The 18,791-nt window shown below is 63.0% G+C and carries 16 protein-coding genes; 3 read left to right on the forward strand and 13 right to left on the reverse strand.

Annotation, left to right across the window (positions count from 1 at the left end; translation table 11 throughout):
- Positions 1-16: 16 nt before the first annotated feature.
- Positions 17-1,717: a long-chain fatty acid--CoA ligase gene (locus NXC14_RS02345; RefSeq protein WP_085776799.1), complete on the reverse strand. Its 1,701-nt coding sequence runs from the start codon at positions 1,715-1,717 to the stop codon at positions 17-19.
- A gap of 255 nt (positions 1,718-1,972) precedes the next feature.
- Here NXC14_RS02345 and NXC14_RS02350 point away from each other — a divergent pair, with 255 nt between their 5' ends.
- The gene (locus NXC14_RS02350) at positions 1,973-2,365 is read left to right on the forward strand and encodes a PRC-barrel domain-containing protein (protein ID WP_085776800.1); all 393 of its coding nucleotides are present in this window, start codon (positions 1,973-1,975) and stop codon (positions 2,363-2,365) included.
- A 218-nt stretch (positions 2,366-2,583) separates the two neighbouring features.
- Here NXC14_RS02350 and NXC14_RS02355 read toward each other — a convergent pair whose 3' ends face one another.
- The 6 genes from NXC14_RS02355 to NXC14_RS02380 all read right to left on the reverse strand — a co-directional run bounded on the left by NXC14_RS02355 (position 2,584) and on the right by NXC14_RS02380 (position 9,324).
- A complete protein-coding gene (locus tag NXC14_RS02355; RefSeq protein WP_085776801.1) occupies positions 2,584-5,043 on the reverse strand; it encodes a glycoside hydrolase family 2 protein in 2,460 nt (819 codons plus the stop codon).
- 8 nt (positions 5,044-5,051) lie between these two features.
- Complete coding sequence (locus NXC14_RS02360) at positions 5,052-5,447, reverse strand: VOC family protein (protein WP_085776802.1); 396 nt, start codon at positions 5,445-5,447, stop codon at positions 5,052-5,054.
- Between the two features lie 47 nt (positions 5,448-5,494).
- Positions 5,495-6,244: an ABC transporter permease gene (locus NXC14_RS02365; protein WP_085776803.1), complete on the reverse strand. Its 750-nt coding sequence runs from the start codon at positions 6,242-6,244 to the stop codon at positions 5,495-5,497.
- Entirely contained in the window at positions 6,241-7,185 is a 945-nt protein-coding gene (locus NXC14_RS02370) for an ABC transporter ATP-binding protein (protein WP_085776804.1), read from the reverse strand. The genes NXC14_RS02365 and NXC14_RS02370 overlap by 4 nt, the downstream gene beginning before the upstream one ends.
- On the reverse strand, positions 7,182-8,348 hold the full coding sequence (locus NXC14_RS02375; RefSeq protein WP_085776805.1) for an ABC transporter permease: 1,167 nt from the start codon (positions 8,346-8,348) through the stop codon (positions 7,182-7,184). Before NXC14_RS02375 ends, NXC14_RS02370 begins: the two co-directional genes overlap by 4 nt.
- 67 nt (positions 8,349-8,415) lie before the next feature.
- Positions 8,416-9,324 (reverse strand): ABC transporter substrate-binding protein, encoded by a 909-nt coding sequence (locus NXC14_RS02380; RefSeq protein WP_085776806.1) that lies wholly within the window; start codon positions 9,322-9,324, stop codon positions 8,416-8,418.
- 411 nt (positions 9,325-9,735) lie between these two features.
- Between NXC14_RS02380 and NXC14_RS02390 the strand changes: the two genes are divergently transcribed.
- Both NXC14_RS02390 and NXC14_RS02395 read left to right on the forward strand, forming a co-directional pair.
- The gene (locus tag NXC14_RS02390) at positions 9,736-10,977 is read left to right on the forward strand and encodes a LysR family transcriptional regulator (protein ID WP_085776807.1); all 1,242 of its coding nucleotides are present in this window, start codon (positions 9,736-9,738) and stop codon (positions 10,975-10,977) included.
- Positions 10,974-11,699 (forward strand): copper homeostasis protein CutC, encoded by a 726-nt coding sequence (locus NXC14_RS02395; RefSeq protein WP_085776808.1) that lies wholly within the window; start codon positions 10,974-10,976, stop codon positions 11,697-11,699. Before NXC14_RS02390 ends, NXC14_RS02395 begins: the two co-directional genes overlap by 4 nt.
- A gap of 328 nt (positions 11,700-12,027) precedes the next feature.
- On the opposite strand, the gene NXC14_RS02400 is transcribed toward NXC14_RS02395, so the two are convergent.
- The 6 genes from NXC14_RS02400 to NXC14_RS02425 all read right to left on the reverse strand — a co-directional run bounded on the left by NXC14_RS02400 (position 12,028) and on the right by NXC14_RS02425 (position 18,753).
- Positions 12,028-13,047 (reverse strand): zinc-binding alcohol dehydrogenase family protein, encoded by a 1,020-nt coding sequence (locus NXC14_RS02400; protein ID WP_085776809.1) that lies wholly within the window; start codon positions 13,045-13,047, stop codon positions 12,028-12,030.
- A gap of 269 nt (positions 13,048-13,316) precedes the next feature.
- Positions 13,317-14,291: an ABC transporter permease gene (locus tag NXC14_RS02405; protein WP_085776810.1), complete on the reverse strand. Its 975-nt coding sequence runs from the start codon at positions 14,289-14,291 to the stop codon at positions 13,317-13,319.
- Between the two features lie 129 nt (positions 14,292-14,420).
- Positions 14,421-15,974, reverse strand: coding sequence for a sugar ABC transporter ATP-binding protein (locus NXC14_RS02410; protein WP_085776811.1), 1,554 nt, complete (start codon positions 15,972-15,974; stop codon positions 14,421-14,423).
- Positions 15,975-16,078: 104 nt separating this feature from the next.
- Complete coding sequence (locus NXC14_RS02415) at positions 16,079-17,068, reverse strand: ABC transporter substrate-binding protein (protein WP_085776812.1); 990 nt, start codon at positions 17,066-17,068, stop codon at positions 16,079-16,081.
- 209 nt (positions 17,069-17,277) lie between these two features.
- Positions 17,278-17,724, reverse strand: coding sequence for an RbsD/FucU domain-containing protein (locus NXC14_RS02420; RefSeq protein ID WP_085776813.1), 447 nt, complete (start codon positions 17,722-17,724; stop codon positions 17,278-17,280).
- A 9-nt stretch (positions 17,725-17,733) separates the two neighbouring features.
- A complete protein-coding gene (locus NXC14_RS02425) occupies positions 17,734-18,753 on the reverse strand; it encodes an aldo/keto reductase (protein WP_085779944.1) in 1,020 nt (339 codons plus the stop codon).
- Positions 18,754-18,791: the final 38 nt, after the last annotated feature.

Raw genomic sequence — 18,791 nt, forward strand, 5'->3', positions numbered from 1 at the left:
CACCCGCTTGTCAAATTCAGCCGCGCAAGTCCTTGCGCAGGATCTTGCCGACAGGCGATTTCGGCAGTTCGGTGCGGAATTCGATGAAGCGCGGGCGCTTGTAATTGGTGAGGTTGGCGATGCAATGGGCCTTTACCTCCGCTTCCGTCAGGTTCGGATCCTTTCTGACCACGAAGAGCTTGACCGCCTCGCCGGAGTGCCCGTCCGGCACGCCGATCGCCGCGGCTTCGAGGATGCCGGCATGCATGGCGGCGACTTCCTCGATCTCGTTCGGATAGACGTTGAAGCCGGAGACGAGGATCATGTCCTTCTTGCGGTCGACGATCTTGGCGTAACCGCGCTCGTCCATGAAGCCCATGTCGCCCGAGCGGAAATAGCCGTCTGATGTCATCACCCGCGCCGTTTCCTCCGGCTTCTGCCAGTAGCCGGCCATCACCTGCGGCCCGCGGATGCAGATCTCGCCGATTTCGCCTGCTGGCAGCGAACGGCCGTCCTCGTCGCGAATGTCGAGTTCGGTGGAGGGCAGCGGCAGGCCGATCGAGCCGGTGAACTCGACCGAATCGAAGCGGTTGGCGGTGGCAACGGGCGAGGTCTCGGAAAGACCGTAGCCTTCCGTTATCGAAGTGCCGGTCATAGCAAGCCAGCGCTCGGCGACCGGGCGCTGGACGGCCATGCCGCCGCCAAGCGACATGACAAGCGAGGAGAAATCGAGCTTGGCGAATTCGGCATTGTTCATCAGCGCGTTGAACAGCGTGTTGAGACCGGGGAAGATGTGAATGTTGGACTTTCCGAACTCCTTGACGAGGCCGGGAATGTCGCGCGGATTGGCGATCAGGATATTGTGGGCGCCGAGCGACATGCCCATCAACGAATTCACCGTCAGCGCGAAGATGTGGTAGAGCGGCAGCGCGCAGAGGAAATTCAGCACCTCCGGCTGCTTCTTGCGCTGGAAAGCCGACCGCAGCCACAGCGACAGCTGCAGCTTGTTGGCAAGCAGGTTCTGATGTGTCAGCACCGCGCCCTTGGCAACGCCCGTTGTGCCGCCGGTATATTGCAGGAAGGCGATGTCTCCACCCGTCAGCGCGACCGGCTGGAGACTTTTCCTTGCGCCTTCGCTGAGCACCTGACTGAAGCTCTTATGCTGCGGGATCGACCAGGAGGGAACAAGCTTTTTGACCTTGCGCACGACGAAATTGACCATCAGCCCCTTCGGCCCCAGCATTTCGCCGAGCGAGGTGACGACGACATGGCGCAGGTCGGTCTTGTTGAGGACCTGCTCGACGGTGCGGGCGAAATTCTCCAGCACGAAGATCGCCTTGGCGCCGGAATCACGCAACTGGTGTTCGAGTTCGCGCGGCGTATAGAGCGGATTGACATTGACGACCACCAGGCCGGCCCGCAGGATCGCATAGGTGGCGACGGGGTTCTGCAGCACATTCGGCATCATCACCGCGACGCGGTCGCCTTTCTCGAGGCCGATGCTCTGCAGCCAGGCGGCGACCTTGCGCGTCTGGCTTTCGAGCTCGCGATAGCTCATCGCCTTGCCCATGCTGGAAAAAACCGTCCGGTCGGCGTAACGGGCGCAGGATTTTTCCAGAAGTTCGGCGAGCGAGGCATGTTCCAGCGGCGGCAGTTCGGCCGGAACCATATCGGGATAGGTGGCAAGCCAGGGCTTGTCCGCTTTTGCTCCGTTCGGATGGACGGAAATGCTGCTCATCGTGTCTCTCTCTCCCTTGCGGCCGCCGCGCCGATCGAATCGTGGTCGACCGGTCCGCAATTGACCGGAAGCATCCTCCATCTTCCAGTCCCGCAGCTTATGCCATTGCCTGTATGGTTCAAGCCGTATGAAGCTATACTAACCTTGACGTAAACGTCAACAATAGCCCATCGCGTCGTCGAAAGGGTGGGAACTTTGAGTCGGCAATGGCGTTGACCCTTACCAACCATGAGGAAACACCCAAAGGAGGTTCAAATGTTGAATCAGGACACCGACGCCAGCCGCCGTGACCCGAACACCAAGGAAACGCATTCGCTGATCGCCAGCGACCGCGTCGAAGGCACCCGAGTCTATGGCCCTGATGGCCGGCATATCGGCTCGATCGAACGCCTGATCATCGGCAAGCGTGATGGCCGCGTCGCCTATGCCGTGCTGAGCTTCGGCGGCTTCCTGGGCATCGGTCACGACCACTATCCGCTGCCCTGGGAAAAGCTGAACTACGACACCCAGCTGGACGGTTATCGAATCGACCTGACCAAGGAGCAGATCGAAGGCGCACCCAGCTATTCGGACGATGACGACACCTGGTACAACGATAATGGCCGCCGGGTGTATGATTATTACGGCGTGCCGCCCTACTGGATGTAATCTCGTCCGATGGACCGAGCTGGAAGGGCCCCGTTAGCAGCGGGGCCTTTTGGTGTTGGTGATGTCGTGAGCTTGGCGGTCCCTCAACCGGCTGCCGCCACGTTCTCCCCGTAAACGGGGCGAAGGGACCATGCCGCAAGCTCTCCGTTCCCACCAAACTCTCGCAGGGCACGTCCCCTCTCCCCGCAAGCGGGGGAGAGGGCTAGGGTAAGGGGCAGTCACTGGCGCGAACCGGCAACAAGATCATTGGCCGATCGCAGCACGGTGCCGACGGTCATCTCTTCTGCCTTGATCGCCTTTACCGTCTTCACCGCAAACACATGGCTCTCGCCCGGCAACAACGTCACCAGCATGGAATCCACAACCGCCTCCGGATCCAGCCGATCCGCCATCAGGCAGAGGTCCTTGAGAAAATTCTCCGCCGTCACCGTGATGGCGAAGCCCCCGTCGATCCCGGTGACATCGACGCTCAGCCGCGGCGCTGGCAGGGCGAGGTCGATATCCTCGACGAAATAGTGAAACGCCCGCCGGTCCAGCATCTCGACGACAACGACTTCGTCCTTCGGTAAGTTCGGAGTGACGATATTGCTCGGCAGCGGAAACTCTTTCGCTTCGAAACGGTCGCAGAGCAGCCGCCAGAATTCGAATTCGGCGAGCACGGTTCCATCGAGCGTCAAACGCTTGCCGGCAATCTTCGCCCGCCAGAACAGCGTTCTCTCGTTGACGGCGACCGCAGCCAGTCCGCCCTCGCGTGGCTGGATCGTCAGCAGGCGCGGATCATAGGCTGATTTCAGCGCATACCAGAGCGGCTTGCGGCGTCCAGCCGAATCGAGCGCGGCCCAGGAGGTCACCGGCCAGCAGTCGTTGAACTGCCAGACCACCGCGCCCTTGCAGATGGCCCGATGCGAGCGCATGTGCTCGATGCCGAAACGGATGGCGCGCGCCTGGTTGAGCTGGGTGGCGAAGTGCCAGTCCTCCACCGTCTTTGGTTCCGGCAGATGGCCGGCAAGACCGCGGATCAGCTTGTCATTGCCCTGCGTCGCCTTCTGATGATGGAAAACGCCGTTCGACTGCGGCGTCAGCGGCTGATCGTGCACGCTCTGTTCGATCGTCGCCCAATTTGCTGGCGCCTGCCAGCCGAATTCGGAGCAGAAGCGCGGGATATAGTTGCGGTAGATCTCGTAGCCGACATCGTTCCACACGTCCCAGATATGTTTGCAGCCATGTCCGTCGGCATTGGGTTCGATCTCCATCGAGCCGGAATAGGGGCTGCCGGGATAATAGGGCCGGTCGGGATCGAGCTCGCGGCAGAGCTTCGGCAGCAGGTCGAGATAATAGCCGAGCCCCCAGCTCTCGCCGGCCTTGATGACCGGCCGCCAGCCCCATTCGTCGAAGCCCCAGATATTTTCGTTGTTGCCGTTCCAGAGGATCAATGAGGCATGCGGCATCAGCCGCGCGACATTGTCGCGCACCTCCGCCTCGACCTCGCTTCGAAGCGGCTCCTCCTCCGGATAGGCGGCGCAGGCAAAGAGGAAATCCTGCCAGACCAGCATGCCGGCCCGGTCGCAGGCAGCGTAGAACTCATCACGCTCGAAGATGCCGCCGCCCCAGACGCGCAGCATATGGATATTGGCGGCCTTCGCCTCCTCGATCCGGTCGGCGTAACGGTCGGCCGTCACCCGCGAGGGGAAACAATCGTCGGGAATCCAGTTGGCGCCGGCGATGAAGAGCGGCACGTCGTTGATGACGAAGGTGAAGGCCGAGCCGTGCTCGTCGGCCGAGGTATCGAGCCTGAGCGAACGGAAGCCGAGCTCGCGCTCGAAGCTGTCGAGCAGATCGCCGCTGGCCTCGTCGATCAGCGTGAGCATCAGCGGATAGAGCGGCTGCGCACCGAGATGGTGCGGCCACCAGAGCTGCGGCGAGGGGAGGCGGAGTTCGAAGGAAACCGCGTCTTCGCCGGGGCCAATTGCTACTGTCTTGGTCACGCCGCCGATTTCGGCGGCCAGCCTGCACGGCCCGTGATCGCCATGCCGCGCCAGTCTCGCATGCACCATCACCAGTCCGTCGCCGCCGGCAAGGCTTGCAGACACCCGCGTCTCGGCAAGCCGCGCCCGGTCCCAGCTTTCCAGACGCACCGGCTTCCAGACGCCCGCCGTCACCAGCGTTGGCCCCCAGTCCCAGCCGAAATTGCAGGCCATCTTGCGCATCAGATTGCCCGGCCCCGGATAGTTGTTGGGGCGGTAGCCGTAATGTTTCTCCATCTCCGCGCCATAAGCATAGGCGGAGCGGAAGGTGACGGAGAGTTCGTTGACGCCGGCCTTCAGCAGCCCGGAAACATCGAAACGGTAGGTGCGGTGCATGTTGAAAGTGCGGCCGATCTCTTCGCCGTTGAGGCGGATGACGGCGATCGTATCAAGCCCGTCGAAGACGAGCTCATGCACTCTGCCCTCATCCGGCGCGGCCTCGAACCGGCAGCGATAGGTCCAGTCGGTCTTGCCGATCCAGTCATTGGTGATCTCGTTGACGTCGATATAGGGATCGGCGATCAGCCGGTTGGCGAGAAGGTCGGTATGGACGCAGCCCGGCACCGTCGCCGGTATCGCATCCGGCAGTCCCGGCCTTCCTGTATCGTTGCAGTGAAGCGTCCAGCCGGAATCGAGCGCAGTTTTCGCAATCATCTTATGTCCTAGAGAAACCGCCCGTGGCGCTGCAGCACCTCGATCTTGTAGCCGTCGGGATCGCTGACGAAGAAGAACAGGCCGAACAACTTGCCGTCGCGGTTGAGCTCCACCAGCTCGCCGGGTTTAAGCCCCAGTTTCACCATGCGTTCGCGCTCAATGGCAACTTCTTCGACCGAAACGGCGAGATGGCCATAGCCTTTGCCGAGATCATAGGGTTCGGTGCGGCCCTTGTTGACGGTCAGCTCCAGCTCGAATCCGGTCTCGGCAATGCTCAGATAGATCAGCGTGAAGGTGTCGAAGTCGACGCGGTCGGCGACCGTAAGACCGAACGCCTTGCTGTAGAAGTCGACCGAGCGCGCCTCGTCGAGAACACGGATCATGGAGTGGATCATCTTCGCCAATTCTGCCTCCCATTGCGTCGATCACGGCAGCCTTGGTAGCGGTCATCTTAAGCCGCGCGCAAGCCGATTCTTTGCGTGATCGCGGCTTCGACGAGGCCCATGGCGTCATAGATCAACACTGCCATCAGGCCGACGATCAGCCCGCCCTGCAGGATGAAGGCGGTATTGTCCGATATCAGCCCGGCGATGATCACCTCGCCGAGGCCCTTGGCCGCAACCGTCGAGCCGATCGTTGCCGTGCCGATATTGATCACCGTCGCGACCTTCAGCCCTTCGAGGATCAGCGGCAGGGCAAGCGGCAGCTCGACGCGGAATAGACGTTGCGTGCCGTTCATGCCCATGCCGTCCGCGGCGTCGAGCACCTGCGGCGACACCTGTTTCAGGCCGGCGACGGTGTTTTCGAAGATCGGCAGCAGGCCGTAGAGGAAGAGCGCAATCAGCGTCGGCATGGCGCCGAAGCCGGTGGCGGGCACGGCGAGCGCCAGCACCGCGACAGGGGGGAAGGTCTGCCCGGCATTGGCGATGGCGCGCGACAGCGGCAGGAAATCGGCGCCGCTTTGCCGCGTCACGAAGATGCCGCCGAGAACGGCAAGCACGGCGCTGCAGGCGATCGAGCCGACGACGAGCTGCAGATGTCCGAGCGCGAGCGAGGCAAGGCTGTTCTGCGTATAGACGGCTGGCGCATTATTGTTTGTCAGCGGGACGAGCAGGAAGGAAAGCCACTCCGTTCTGAACAGAAGGATGAGCAGCAGGGCGAGCGCCACCAAGCGGAAGAGATTGGCGACGATGAGCTTCATGCCTTGCGGCCCAGTTCGAGCAGCCGCGCCATCGAGATTGATCCCACAGGCGCCTTTTCACCGTCCTGCACGGCCGCCTCGTCGACCCCCTGCCAGATCATTTCGGCCAGCGCATCGCGCAGGCTCAAGGATTGCGGCAGGGCATAGGCGAGGCCGCTCTTGGCCGGCGCCATGCTCTCCTTCAGCGGCAGCAGAGACATCAGCTTCAGCGCGCGGTCGGAGGTTCCGGTCAGCTGCTGCACGAAGGGATCGGCGGGTTCGGTGAGGATCTTTTCCGGCGTCGAGCATTGCAGCAATCGGCCCTTGCTCATCACCGCGATCTGGTTGCCGAGATGGAAGGCCTCGTCCATATCGTGGGTGACGAGGATGATGGTTGTGCCGAACTGCTTCTGGATCGCCAGCAGGTCGTCCTGCGCCTTGCCGCGGATGACGGGATCGAGCGCGCCGAAGGGCTCGTCCATCAACAGCAGTTCCGGCTCGGCGGCCAGCGCCCGCGCGACGCCGACACGCTGCTGCTGGCCACCGGAAAGCTGATGTGGATATTTGTCGGCGAACTCAGCCGGATCGAGGTTGAAAAGCCCGAGCAGCTCCTCGACGCGGGCGGCGATGCGTTTGGAATCCCATTCGAGCAGCTGCGGCACGGTGGCGATATTCTGCGCCACGGTCCGATGCGGAAACAGGCCGTGGCCTTGGATGGCATAACCGATCTTGCGGCGAAGTTCGGTGACCTCGACGTCCATCACATTCTGACCACCGACGAAGATCTCGCCTTCGGTGATCGGCACCAGCCGGTTGATCATCCGCATCAGCGTCGATTTGCCGGAGCCGGACGTGCCGACGATGACGGTGATCTCGCCCTTCTCGACACGCATCGAGACCTTGTCGACGACGGTCGCCGGACCATAGCGCTTGGTGACGTTGCTGATCTCGATCATGCTCATGCGGCAGGCCCCCGGATGCTGTCGATGGCCGCATCAAGGATGACGGCCGATGAGAAGGCGAAGAAGACGGTCGGCACGGCGCCGAGCAGGACGAGGTCCATCGCGGTCTGGCCGAGCCCCTGAAAGATGAAGATGCCGAAACCGCCGCCGCCGATCAGCGCGGCGATCGTCACCATGCCGATCGCCTGCACCAGCACGATGCGGATGCCGGTGAGGATGACCGGAAAGGCGAGCGGCATGTCGATGCCGGTAAGGATCTGCCGGCGGGTCAGCCCCATGCCGGCCGCCGCATCGCGCACCGAGGGATCGACGCCCTGCAGGCCGACGACGGTATTGGCGACGATCGGCAGCAGCGAATAGAGCACCAGCGCGATCAACGCCGGCGCCGTACCGATGCCGCGGATGCCGACAGCGGCCGCCAGCGGCACATGGGTGGCGAGATAGCCGAGCGGCAGCATCAGCAGGCCGAAGAGCGCCAGGCTGGGGATCGTCTGGATGAGGCTCAGGCCCTGCAGCACGACGGCCCTCAGCTTCGGCACCCAGAAGCAGAGGATCCCGAGCGGCAGGCCGAGAACGATGGCGATAACGAGCGAGCCCAGCGCCAGCAGCAGATGCGAAAATGCCTCCGTCCGGAACTGCGCCGCCCTCGTGGAAAATTCCTTCATGATCGACAGGCTGTCGAGCAGGCCGGAGGCGAGGAAGGTGAAGAGCAGCGCCGTGTAAGCTGCCAGCGCTGCCACCCGCATCCAGGGTGCCAGCCGGATTTTGACCAGCGCGTCCGAGATGATCAGCCCGATCACCGCAAACAGCAGCCAGAAACCGCCGCCGGGCGTCATGCGCGCCACCGTGCTGCCGGGCGGCGTCGCCGCGGTCGAGACGAGGCCGATCGCCGCGACCAGCGCCGCCAGGCAAAACGTGGCGACCACAAGCCGCGCCACTGCGTTGGCGAGGAACAAGGTGGCGAAGGCGGTCAGGACGAGAAGGGCGACAAGGACAATGACGGAGGTCTGGGGAAGAAGCTGCGTCAGCAGCATCGGCTTGCCGGCGGCGATGCGGTTCGCCTTGACATAGATGAAGGGCATCAGCGCCGTCGCCGCAATGCCGCCGGCCACCAGAACCACGCCAAGCCGGTCCAGCCTGCGGACCGCTGAGGTTTCTTCCATCAATCCAACCCTGTCTGGCCTGTCGGCAAAGGGAGGCTCCGCCCGCGAGGGGCGGAGCGGGCGATGATTACTTCAGGAAGCCTTTTTCCTTCAGATAGGCTTCGGCGACGGACTTTGCCGGCTCGCCGTCGACCTGGATCTTGGCGTTCAGCTTGCGCAATTCGTCGGCGCTCAGGCTCTTGAAGATCGGCGAGAGGATTTCCTCGATCTTCGGATTGGCCTTCAGCACCTCCTCGCGGATGATCGGAGTCGGCGCATAGACCTGCTGCACGCCCTTGTCGTCTTCGAGAACGGTGAGCTCGGCCGCCTCGATCGCGCCGTCGGTGCCATAGACCATGGCGGTGTTGACGCCGTTCGTCTGGTCGGCGGCCGCCTTGATCGTCGCCGCGGTATCGCCGCCCGAGAGCACGACCGTCTGGTCGGGCTTCAGCTGGAAGCCGTAGGTCGTCTGGAAGGCGGGCAGCGCGCCGGCGGAATTGACGAACTCGGCCGAAGCCGCAAGTTTGACGGCGCCGCCGCCGGCGACCCATTTGCCGAAGTCCGACATGGTCTTCAGCTTGTTCGGCTCGGCGACGTCGTTGCGCACGGCAAGCGCCCAGGTGTTGTTGGCCGGCGACGGCGTCAGCCAGACGATCTTGTTGGCGTCGTAATCGAGCCTCTTCGCCAGCTCGTAACCCTGCTCGTTGTTCTTCCAGGCGGCGTCGTCGGCCTTGTTGAAGAAGAAGCCGGCATTGCCGGTATATTCGGGATAGATATCGATTTCACCTGCGGTGATCGCCTTGCGCACCACGGGTGTGGCGCCAAGCGCGATACGGTCCTGCGTCTTGATGCCGTTCGCTTCGAGTGCCAGCGCGATGACATTGCCGAGCAGCGTGCCCTCGGTATCGATCTTCGACGAGACGACGACGTCTGCGGCCTGAACCGCACCCGCCGCGAAGGCGGAGAGTGAAACGGCAAGTGCGAGTTTCTTCAGCATGGAATATCCCCTTTTAAACACCGTTGATAAGGCTCAAGCCCGGGAGCTTGCGCGCAGGAAATCCGTCGGCGAGGGCGGCGAGGCCGCCATCATCCGAATTGCGTGCGTCATGGAAATAGCGTGCCCACCCGAAAAATCGATGCAAGCCCCCTCCAGTATTTGCGGTCGCGCTGACGATTATGGCGGCGAACGCATCTCCCTGCGCGGAAACGCATTCCCTTTTCCAGGGCCGGCGCGATTTGTTTTTGTCCCCTTGCGTGTTTCCACGGTGTTCCGGTGCTCTTCTTGCGAAAACATCGCCGCCCGGATTTTTATGCGCAGACGATAGAACGCCGATCCTCAGGCGGGGATATCTTTTTTGCCGAACACATCATATCGTCCGGTTTTTCCAGCGCTTTCGGAGCGAGATCTTTGCATCTGGGTGCCCTTTTCATTGCCGGCCATGTCCTGAGTTCCGGCTCGGTCCGCGAGACCGCGCGCCGCTTCCAGCTGTCGCCCTCCACCGCCTCGACTGCGATCCGCCAGCTTGAAACCGAATTGGCGATGAAGTTGACGGAACGTTCGTCGGGCGAGCTGGCGACGCTGCTCGCAAGCGACAGGGTGCAGGAAGGGCTGGAGCCGATCACTGCTGCGATCGGACAGCTTCATCAACTCGTGGGCCATGAGTGCGCGAGCGCCGGGGCTTACGAATCCTGGGCGTCGCGTATTCCCGTCAAGGTCGTCGCGATCGAGCGTTTTCTCGAGGTGGCTGACCAGGGCAGCATCAACCGCGCCGCCCGCCGCCTTCGCTTGGGGCAACCGCAGCTTTCGCTGCAGCTTGCCAATCTCGAGAAGTTCCTTGGTCGCCGCCTGTTCGAGCGGCAGGCACAGGGTTCGGTGCTGACGGAGGAGGGCCGGCACGCCTACCAGATCTTCATGGCGATCAGCCAGGCGTGGAACGATCTGAAACAGGCTGCAGACGAGCGCTACCGGCGCACCGCCCGATCGCTGCGCATCGGCTCGATCATCCCGACCGGATCGGAAAGCTGGGTGGCGCGCTGCTTGGGCTTGCTCGTTTCCGAGTGGAATGCGCACCGCAGCAACAATGCGATCTCGCTGGTCTCGATGACCGCCGACGACCTGCGCGAGGCGCTGAAAAGCGGCCGCATCGATGTCGCCATCCTGGATTCGGTCTTCGGCCTCGAGCACTTCCGGCATCGCGAACTGCTGCAGACCGACATGGTGGTGATCGCGCCGCCGCAAAGCACGCAAACCTCGGTCGCCGAACTCGTCGCCGCGCATGCGATCTGCACGCCGAGCCCGCGCACCGGCCTCGGCCACGCGGCCATGGCCTTCAGCGACGAGCGCGCACCCGACCGGCGCTTGCGCAGCCGGGATATCACCGCGGCGGATTCGCTGCCTGTCATCGTCGACCTCGTCGCCAATCACGGCTACGTCTCCTTCCTCGGCCGCGTCAGCGCCATGCCGATCGCCGACAAGGTGCGCATCGTCGATCTCGACGAGCGTCTGCCGATGTCCTATCACGTCGCCTTCAACCATCGAAAAGCCGCTGCCGATGCCTGCGAGATGATCATCGCTGCGGCTGCCAGAATGACGTCGGAAACGGCCGCGCACATCACAAGACAGGTCGACGGAGCCAGGGAGACTGCATGACGATTTTGCTCGAAGTATGCGTCGACAGCGCCGCGGGTCTCGCTGCCGCGATCGAAGGCGGCGCCGGCCGCATCGAGCTCTGCTCGGCGCTGGAGCTCGGCGGCCTGACGCCACTGCCGAGCCTGATGCGGATCGCTGCCCGGGCGCCCGTTCCGATCTATGCCATGATCCGCCCGCATGCCGGCCCCTTCTTTTTCGACAGCGTCGATGAGGAGGCGATGATGCTCGACATCGAGGCGGTGCGCGCCGCCGGCCTCGCCGGCGTCGTCATCGGCGCCAACCGCCCGGACGGCACGCTCGACCTGCCGCTGATCCGCCGGCTGAAAGCGCATGCCGTCGGCCTCGGTTCGACGCTGCACCGCGCTTTCGACCTGGTGCCGGACGCCGATCAGGCGCTGGAACAGGCAATCGAACTCGGCTGCGAACGCATCCTCACCTCCGGCTGCGCGGTCAAGGCCGCCGATGGGATCGACACGCTGAAGCGTCTTTCAGAGAAAGCGGCCGGCCGCATCTCGATCATGCCCGGCAGCGGCATCCGCCCCGCCAATGTCGGAGAAATTCTCCGTGCGACCGGCGCCCGAGAGGTGCATGGATCCTGCAGCTCGCCGGTCGAAAGCGCCGATCCGCGCGCGGTGACGTTTGGTTTCGAGGCGAAGAGTACGAACCGGACGGATGTCGCTGCGGTCAGGCAGATGTGTAGGGCGATCGAGGGAGCGGGCTAAGTTCGCCCTTGATCCCGTAAACGCGCGAAGGACAAGCCGCATCCTCTCGATTCCCTCTTCTCCCCAGCGGGGAGAAGGTGCCCGTAGGGCGGATGAGGGGGCCGCCAACGCCGGTTTTTCCGATAAGGTTACCGGCCTCCGACGGCGACGGCGTCCTTCGATCGTGTGCCCTGCGTGCGGGATAGTTTTGAACGTGGGGGTGTTCCGTGTGGCCCCCTCATCCGACCCTTCGGGTCACCTTCTCCCCGCTGGGGAGAAGAGGATATGCCGCACCGTCTCCGTTCCCCAAGTCCCCTTGTAAAAACGGTCACGCCCCGGCGGGAATTACCTACCCCCCAACCCGAACCACCGCCTTGATCAGCCCGCTCTTCTCATGCGCCCAGCGGGCGAGATCGCGCGGCGCATTATCGAGCGTCGTGCGATGGGTGATGAGCTTGTCCACCGGCACAAGCCCCTTGGCGATCGAATCCGCCACATGCTCGAAGTCGGCACGCGTGGCATTGCGGCTGCCGATCAGCATCATTTCGCGCTTGTGAAATTCGGGGTCGGAGAAGCGGATATCGTCCTTGACGACGCTGACCAGCACCAGCGCGCCGCCATGGGCGACGAAGGAGAAGGCTTTTTCCATCGACGGGCCGTAACCTGTGGCATCGAAGACCACATCGAAACCGTCGCCATTGGTTTTTTCCCGCACGGCATTCGCGGTTCCTTCATCGGCGACGATGCCGGAGGTGAAGCCGAAGCGCTCGGCGGCCATCTGCAGCCGCTCGGCGCTGGTATCGAGCAGCGTTACCTCATGGCCGGCGATGCGCGAGAAGATCGCCGCGCCGAGCCCGATCGGCCCGGCGCCGATGACGAGCGAGCGCGCGCCGTCGCCGGCCAGCGAGCGGCGCACCGCATGAGCGCCGATCGCCAGAAACTCTGTCGTCGCCGCCGCCTCGAGGCTCAGGCCCTTGGCGGGATAGAGATTATCGGCGGGAACGGAGATCTCCTCGCAGAAGGCGCCGTCGGTATGAACGCCGAGCACCTTGATGTTGGTGCAGCAATTCGGCTTGCCCTTGATGCAGGCGACACATTGGCCGCAGGAGAGATAGGGGTTGACGATGACCGATGTGCCGGCCGCAAGCGCGACACCGTCGCCCGCCTCGATCACCGTTGCCGAGATCTCGTGCCCCATGACCCGGGGATATTCGAGGAAAGGGTGCTTGCCCTCGAAGATATGATAATCGGTGCCGCAGATGCCGACATGGCTGACGGCCAGCCGCACCCAACCGGGCGCCGGCGCGGCGGGTGATGGGCGGTCGATGATGTCGAGCACGCCGGGTTCCCGGCAAACAACTGCTTTCATGACAGGTCTCGCATTCTTCGTTCTTTACTCTGTGTCGGCCACTGCTGTTCGGTTCGTGCGGAAAACTTGCCCCTCACCCCCACCTTATCGGGGTCGAGCCACTCGTCTCGACCCGTCCTGCGGACCCCCGTAAACGGGGCGAGGGGACGTGCCAAACGAGGCGTTGGCGGGACCGAGAGGTTTCGGCTATCCCCCTTCGCCCCGTTTACGGGGAGAAGGTGCTGGCAGGCGGATGAGGGGCGGCAGGCGGACGATTTCCTGCCCGCCGCTCAGCTGCTCTTGCGGCGGCGCAGCTGGTCAAAGAAGACGATCACGATGATCAGCAGACCGGTGATGATGCGCTGCCAGAAGGAGTTGACGTTCAGAAGGTTCGCGCCGTTGTTGATGGTGGCGAGAATGAAGGCGCCGATCAGCGGGCCGTGCACGGAACCGACGGCGCCGAACAGGCTGGTGCCGCCGATGACCGACGAGGCGATTGCCTGCAGTTCCCAGCCGTCGGCCTGTGTCGCATTGCCGATCGCGATGCGCGAGGCGAGCAGCACGCCGACGAAGGCCGCAAAGCCGGCCGAGAGGATATAGGCGAGATAGATCATGCCCTTGACGTTGACGCCGGAAAGCCGCGCGGCTTCCGCATTCGAACCGACCGCGAAGAGATAGCGGCCCCAGCGGCTCAGATGCAGGAAGACGAAGGAGGGCACCGCCACCAGGATGACCATCCAGAACAGACTGGGAATGCCGAGAAAATCGGCGCGGGCGAAATTGCTGAAGCTCTCGTCGGTGATGCTGATCGTCGAACCGTTGGTGATCAGGAGGCCGATGCCGCGCAGCGAGGTCAGCGTCGCCAGCGTGATGATGAAGGGCGGTAGGCCCATATGCACGATGCCGAAGCCATGGAAGGCGCCGATCGCAACACCGATGGCGAGCGTCAGCGCGATCGCTCCCCAGAGCGGCACGCCCGCCTGCAGCAGCCAGGCGATGATGACGGTGCAGAAGCCGACGATTGCGCCAACCGACAGGTCGATGCCGGCGGTGATGATGACGAAGGTCTGGCCGAGCGCCAGGATCGCCGTCATTGCGCCTTGGCGCAGCAGGTTGGAGATATTGAGCGGCGTCCAGAAGCTGGCGGTGACGAAGCCGAGCACGATCCAGAGGAAGACCAGCAGGCCGATCAGTGTGAGGCCGAACAGGATGTTCATTTTCCGGCGCGGCGGCGGCGCGACGATTTCGGTGGGGGTGACAGTCATGAATTTTCTCCCTCTTAGAGCACTTCCGTTTTCTCCGAACCGCAGAAATGCTCTATCAATGTGTTTTTACGCAATTCCGGACGCAAAACCGCTTCACACTTTTTGTTGGAATTGCTCCAGTCTTCTGGCTCAGACGCCGATCGCTTCGCTGAGCACTTGTTCATGCGTCGCCGCGTGAAAATCATGGCTCGCGACCAGCCTGCCGCCGCGGAAGACGTGCAGCCGGTCGGCCAGCTCGTAGACCTCCGGCAGATAGGAGGAGATCAGGATGATGCCCGCTCCTTCCTTCAGAAGCTTGGCGAACAGCCGGTAGATCTCAGCCTTGGTGCCGACGTCGACGCCGACGGTCGGCTCGTCAAAGATGAACAGCCGCGCGCCATGGCTCAGCCATTTGCCGATGACGATCTTCTGCTGGTTGCCGCCCGACATGCTGGAGGCGGGAACCCGCCGGCTCGGCGTCTTGATGCTGAGATCGCGGATCTGCTTGTCGGCATTGGCCGATTCGCGTGCGTGATTGATCACAGGCCCGTGGCTCAACCGCCCGAACACCGGCAGGTTGATGTTGAGGCCGATCGGCAGGTTGAGGCAGAGCCCCTGGTCACGCCGGCTTTCGGGCGCCAGAGCAATGCCGAGCTCCATCGCCGTGCGTTCATTGCGGATATCGACAGGCTTGCCCATCCACTGGATATCACCGGCGCTGATCGGCTGGCGCCCGTAGAGGCCGAGCGCAAATTCGCTGCGTCCGGCACCGATCAGACCGTAGAGTCCGACGATCTGCCCGGCTTTGACGCTGAGCGACACGTCTTCGAAGCCCGGGCCGGAGAGGCCGCGGACCTCGACGATCGTCTCGCCGATGGCAATCTCTTCCTTGTGATAGATCTGTTCGATCGAACGATTGATCATCAACGCGATCAGCTCGGCATCGTTGGTCTCGCCGATCAGGCGGGTGCCGACATGCGTGCCGTCGCGCAGCACCGAGACACGGTCGGCGAGCTCAAAGACTTCCTCCATGCGGTGGCTGATATAGACGATGGTGACGCCTTCGCCCTGCAGGCGGCGGATCAGCTTGAACAGCTGCGCCGATTCCTGCCGGGTGAGATAGGCGGTCGGTTCGTCGAAGATCAGGAACTGCGTGCCGCGCATCGCCGCGCGTGCCGTTGCCACCAGCTGCTGCTGGCCGATCGTCAGCGAGCTTAGAAGCGCGCCGGCCGGCAGGCCGAAGCCGAGATCGTCGAGCACGGCCTGCGCCATCTTCTCCATCTGCTTCTTGCGCATCAGGCCGTAGCGGTTGACCTCGTCGCCGAGGAAGAGGTTGGCGGCGACCGTCAGGTGCCGGCAGAGCACCACTTCCTGGTGGACGGCGTTGATGCCGCGGGCGATCGCCTCGTTCGGCGTCGACAGCCCCACCGGATGGCCGCACCACAGTACCTCGCCGGCCGTGCGGGTGATGACGCCGGTGAGCAATTTGATCAGGGTTGATTTGCCGGCGCCGTTTTCGCCGACGATGGCGTGGATTTCGCCGGCCAGGAAGGTCAGCGTCGCCGGCTTCAGCGCCTGCACGTGACCGTAATTCTTCTGCAGGCCTTTGAGTTCGAGGATGGGCGATCCGGCGGCGATGCGATTGGCTTCTTTCAGCGTGGCGCTATCATCATGGCGATGACTGACCTCTTCCAGTCCGATCATGGACCTTTCCTCCTCTTGTCGCGTCTGCTCCAACCCTGGTGAACCATACCATGGATGGAAAAGGCCGCGCCGGTTTTTGGAAGCCGGCGCGGCCGTCTGTCGTCTTACTTGATCTTCGGGTTCAAGAGCGCGTCGATCTTCGGGTCGGACATGTTCGCCTTGGTGACGAGATTGGCGCCGGTGTCGACATTTTCCGGAACCTTCTCGCCCTTGGAGACGGCAAGCGCGGTCTTGATGCCGTCATAACCCATGCGATAGGGGTCCTGAACGACGAGGCCGGCAATGGCGCCGTCCTTGAGGAAGCCGACCGTCTTGTCGTCGCTGTCGAAGCCGATGACCTTGATTTTGTCGCCGAGCTTGTTTTCGGCGATCGCCTGGCCGACGCCCTGCGCCAGGATCAGGTTCGAGGCGAAGACGCCGACGAGCTTCGGGTTTGCCGTGATCAGGTCGGTCATCATGTTGAGGCCGGTGGTTGCCTGGCCATCGCCGTACTTGTCGGCAATGACTTTGAGACCGGGATGCTTGGTCTTGATCTGATCGAGGAAGCCTTCGCGGCGCTGTTCGAGCGAGCCGACGCCGGGAAGATTGGTGAGGATGACGATGTCGCCTTCTTCCTTGCCTGTCATTTCCTTGATCGCGGCGGCAAGACCGTCGGCGGCGATGCGGCCGCCCTGGACGTTGTCGGTCGTCAGGAACGACTTGAATGCCTTGGAGTCGGCACCGGAGTCGATGCCGATAATCGGAACCGACTTGGCGGCTTCGTCGATCGGCTTACCGAGCGCCTTGAACTCGGTCGGCGAGATGACGATGGCGGCGGGTTTGCCGGCGACGGCGTTTTCCAGAATGCTGATCTGGCCGTTGATGTCGGATTCGGCCTGGGCACCGAGTTCCGGCACGTTGACGCCGAGATCCTTGCCGGCCTTGCGGGCGCCGGCCAGAACGATCTGCCAGTAGAAGGACGTCGTGTCCTTGACGATGATCGGGATCGTCACGTCTGCGGCAAAGGACGTGACCGGCATTGCCGTGGCGATGACGGCTGCACCTGCCAGCGCGGTAAAGGCGCGGCGGGACAGAAGGGATTTCACGATGCTCATAAAGGTTCTCCTCTCAGGATGCGTTCTCCTCCAAATAAACCGGACCGCTGAACGCTGGCGGAAGGTTTTTATCGATAAAAAACATTTGCAGTGAGAAGCTAGCCGAGGCGCATTCAAATTGCAAGGGCGTCGAATGCGCTTTTTTACTCCGGAAGACTCCCTCCAAGCACCTGATTTTATTTCATTACTACGATAGCCTAAAATAGCTATCAGGTCAGATCGACCTCGTGCGGGTGCACGACGCCCTTTTTCAAAATCAGGTTGCCGTATAGCCGGAACTCCGTTGTCGCGACGATATAGGCGGCCTTGCGGGCCATCGCGTAGAAGGCGAAGCGCTCCACCGGCACGATGGCAAAATCGCCGGCGCGCTTCCAGACGATCTGCTGGAACTCCGCGCACACTTCGGGCACGGCGCCGGGGTCGCCGACGACCTCCATCCTCCATGCGGTTTCCGGCACGAAAGTGTCGAGCGGCATATGCGCCAGGATTGCTGCGGCCATGTCGGTGGCGCTGACGCCATCGGCGCGGATGACCGGCGGGCCCATCGAGCCGGCGGGAAAATTGGCGTCTGCGATGACGATGTCGTCGCCATGTCCCATCGTCTTCAGCGCATGGAGCAGGTCGGGCCCGAGCAGCGGATGAATACCTCTAAGCATAATATCTCCTCAGACTCGGACGGCTTCGGTGCCGAGCGGCGGCGCGGTGAGCGTATAGGGTTCGAATTCGGCAAAGATGCCGTCGGCAAGCGGCGTCGCGACCGTTTCCATGTTGCGCGTCAGGCTCGAGGGCTTGGCCGTGCCGATCAGCACCGAGGCGACGATCGGATCGCGCAGCGGAAACTGCATGGCGGCGGCCGCGAGCGGCACGCCGTGGCGCTTGGAAATCGCCTCCATCGCGCCGACCTTGGCGAGCACGGCCTCGTCTGCCGGCATATAATCGAAATGCGAGCCCGGCACCGGGCCGGTGGCGAGGATGCCGGAGTTGAAGACGCCGCCGACGACGAGCGACGTGCCCTTCTGCCGGCAGAGCGGCAGGAGTTCGTCGACCGCCGAACGGTCGAGCAGCGTATAGCGGCCGGCAAGCAGGATGCAGTCGAGATCGGCATGGCGCATGACGTCGAGGCAGACGGGCACTTCGTTGACGCCGAGGCCGAAGGCGGAAATCGCGCCGGATGATTTCAGCTCTTCCAGCGCCTTCACGCCGGAATCGAGCAGCTGCTTCTGGTAGATCGCGTTCTTCGCCGCGCCATGCGTGTAGACGCCGATATCGTGCACATAGAGGATGTCGATGCGGTTGAGGCCGAGACGCGCATAGCTGAACTCGACCGAGCGCATGATGCCGTCATAGGAATAGTCGTAATCGGCATCGAAGGACAGCGGATCGACATAGCTGTAATCCGGCACCGTTCCGGTCGGCACCGGCCGAAGCAGCCGGCCGACCTTGGTGGAAAGCACGTAGGCACCGTCCGCCTGGTCACGCAGGAAATCACCGACGCGCCGTTCGGCAAGGCCGAGGCCATACCAGGGGGCGACGTCGAAATAGCGGATGCCGCTCTCCCAGGCCGCTTGTAGAGTTTCCATCGCCTGCTCACGCGGGCAGGCGCGGTAGAGACCGCCGAGGGGCGCTGCGCCGTAGCTGATCTCCGTCACCTCAAGGCCGGTCTTGCCGATCCGTCTCGTCTTCATCATGCCCCCTGGGAATTGTATAAAAACAAACGCTTAGC

Source organism: Rhizobium sp. NXC14 (assembly GCF_002117485.1).
GTDB lineage: Bacteria > Pseudomonadota > Alphaproteobacteria > Rhizobiales > Rhizobiaceae > Rhizobium.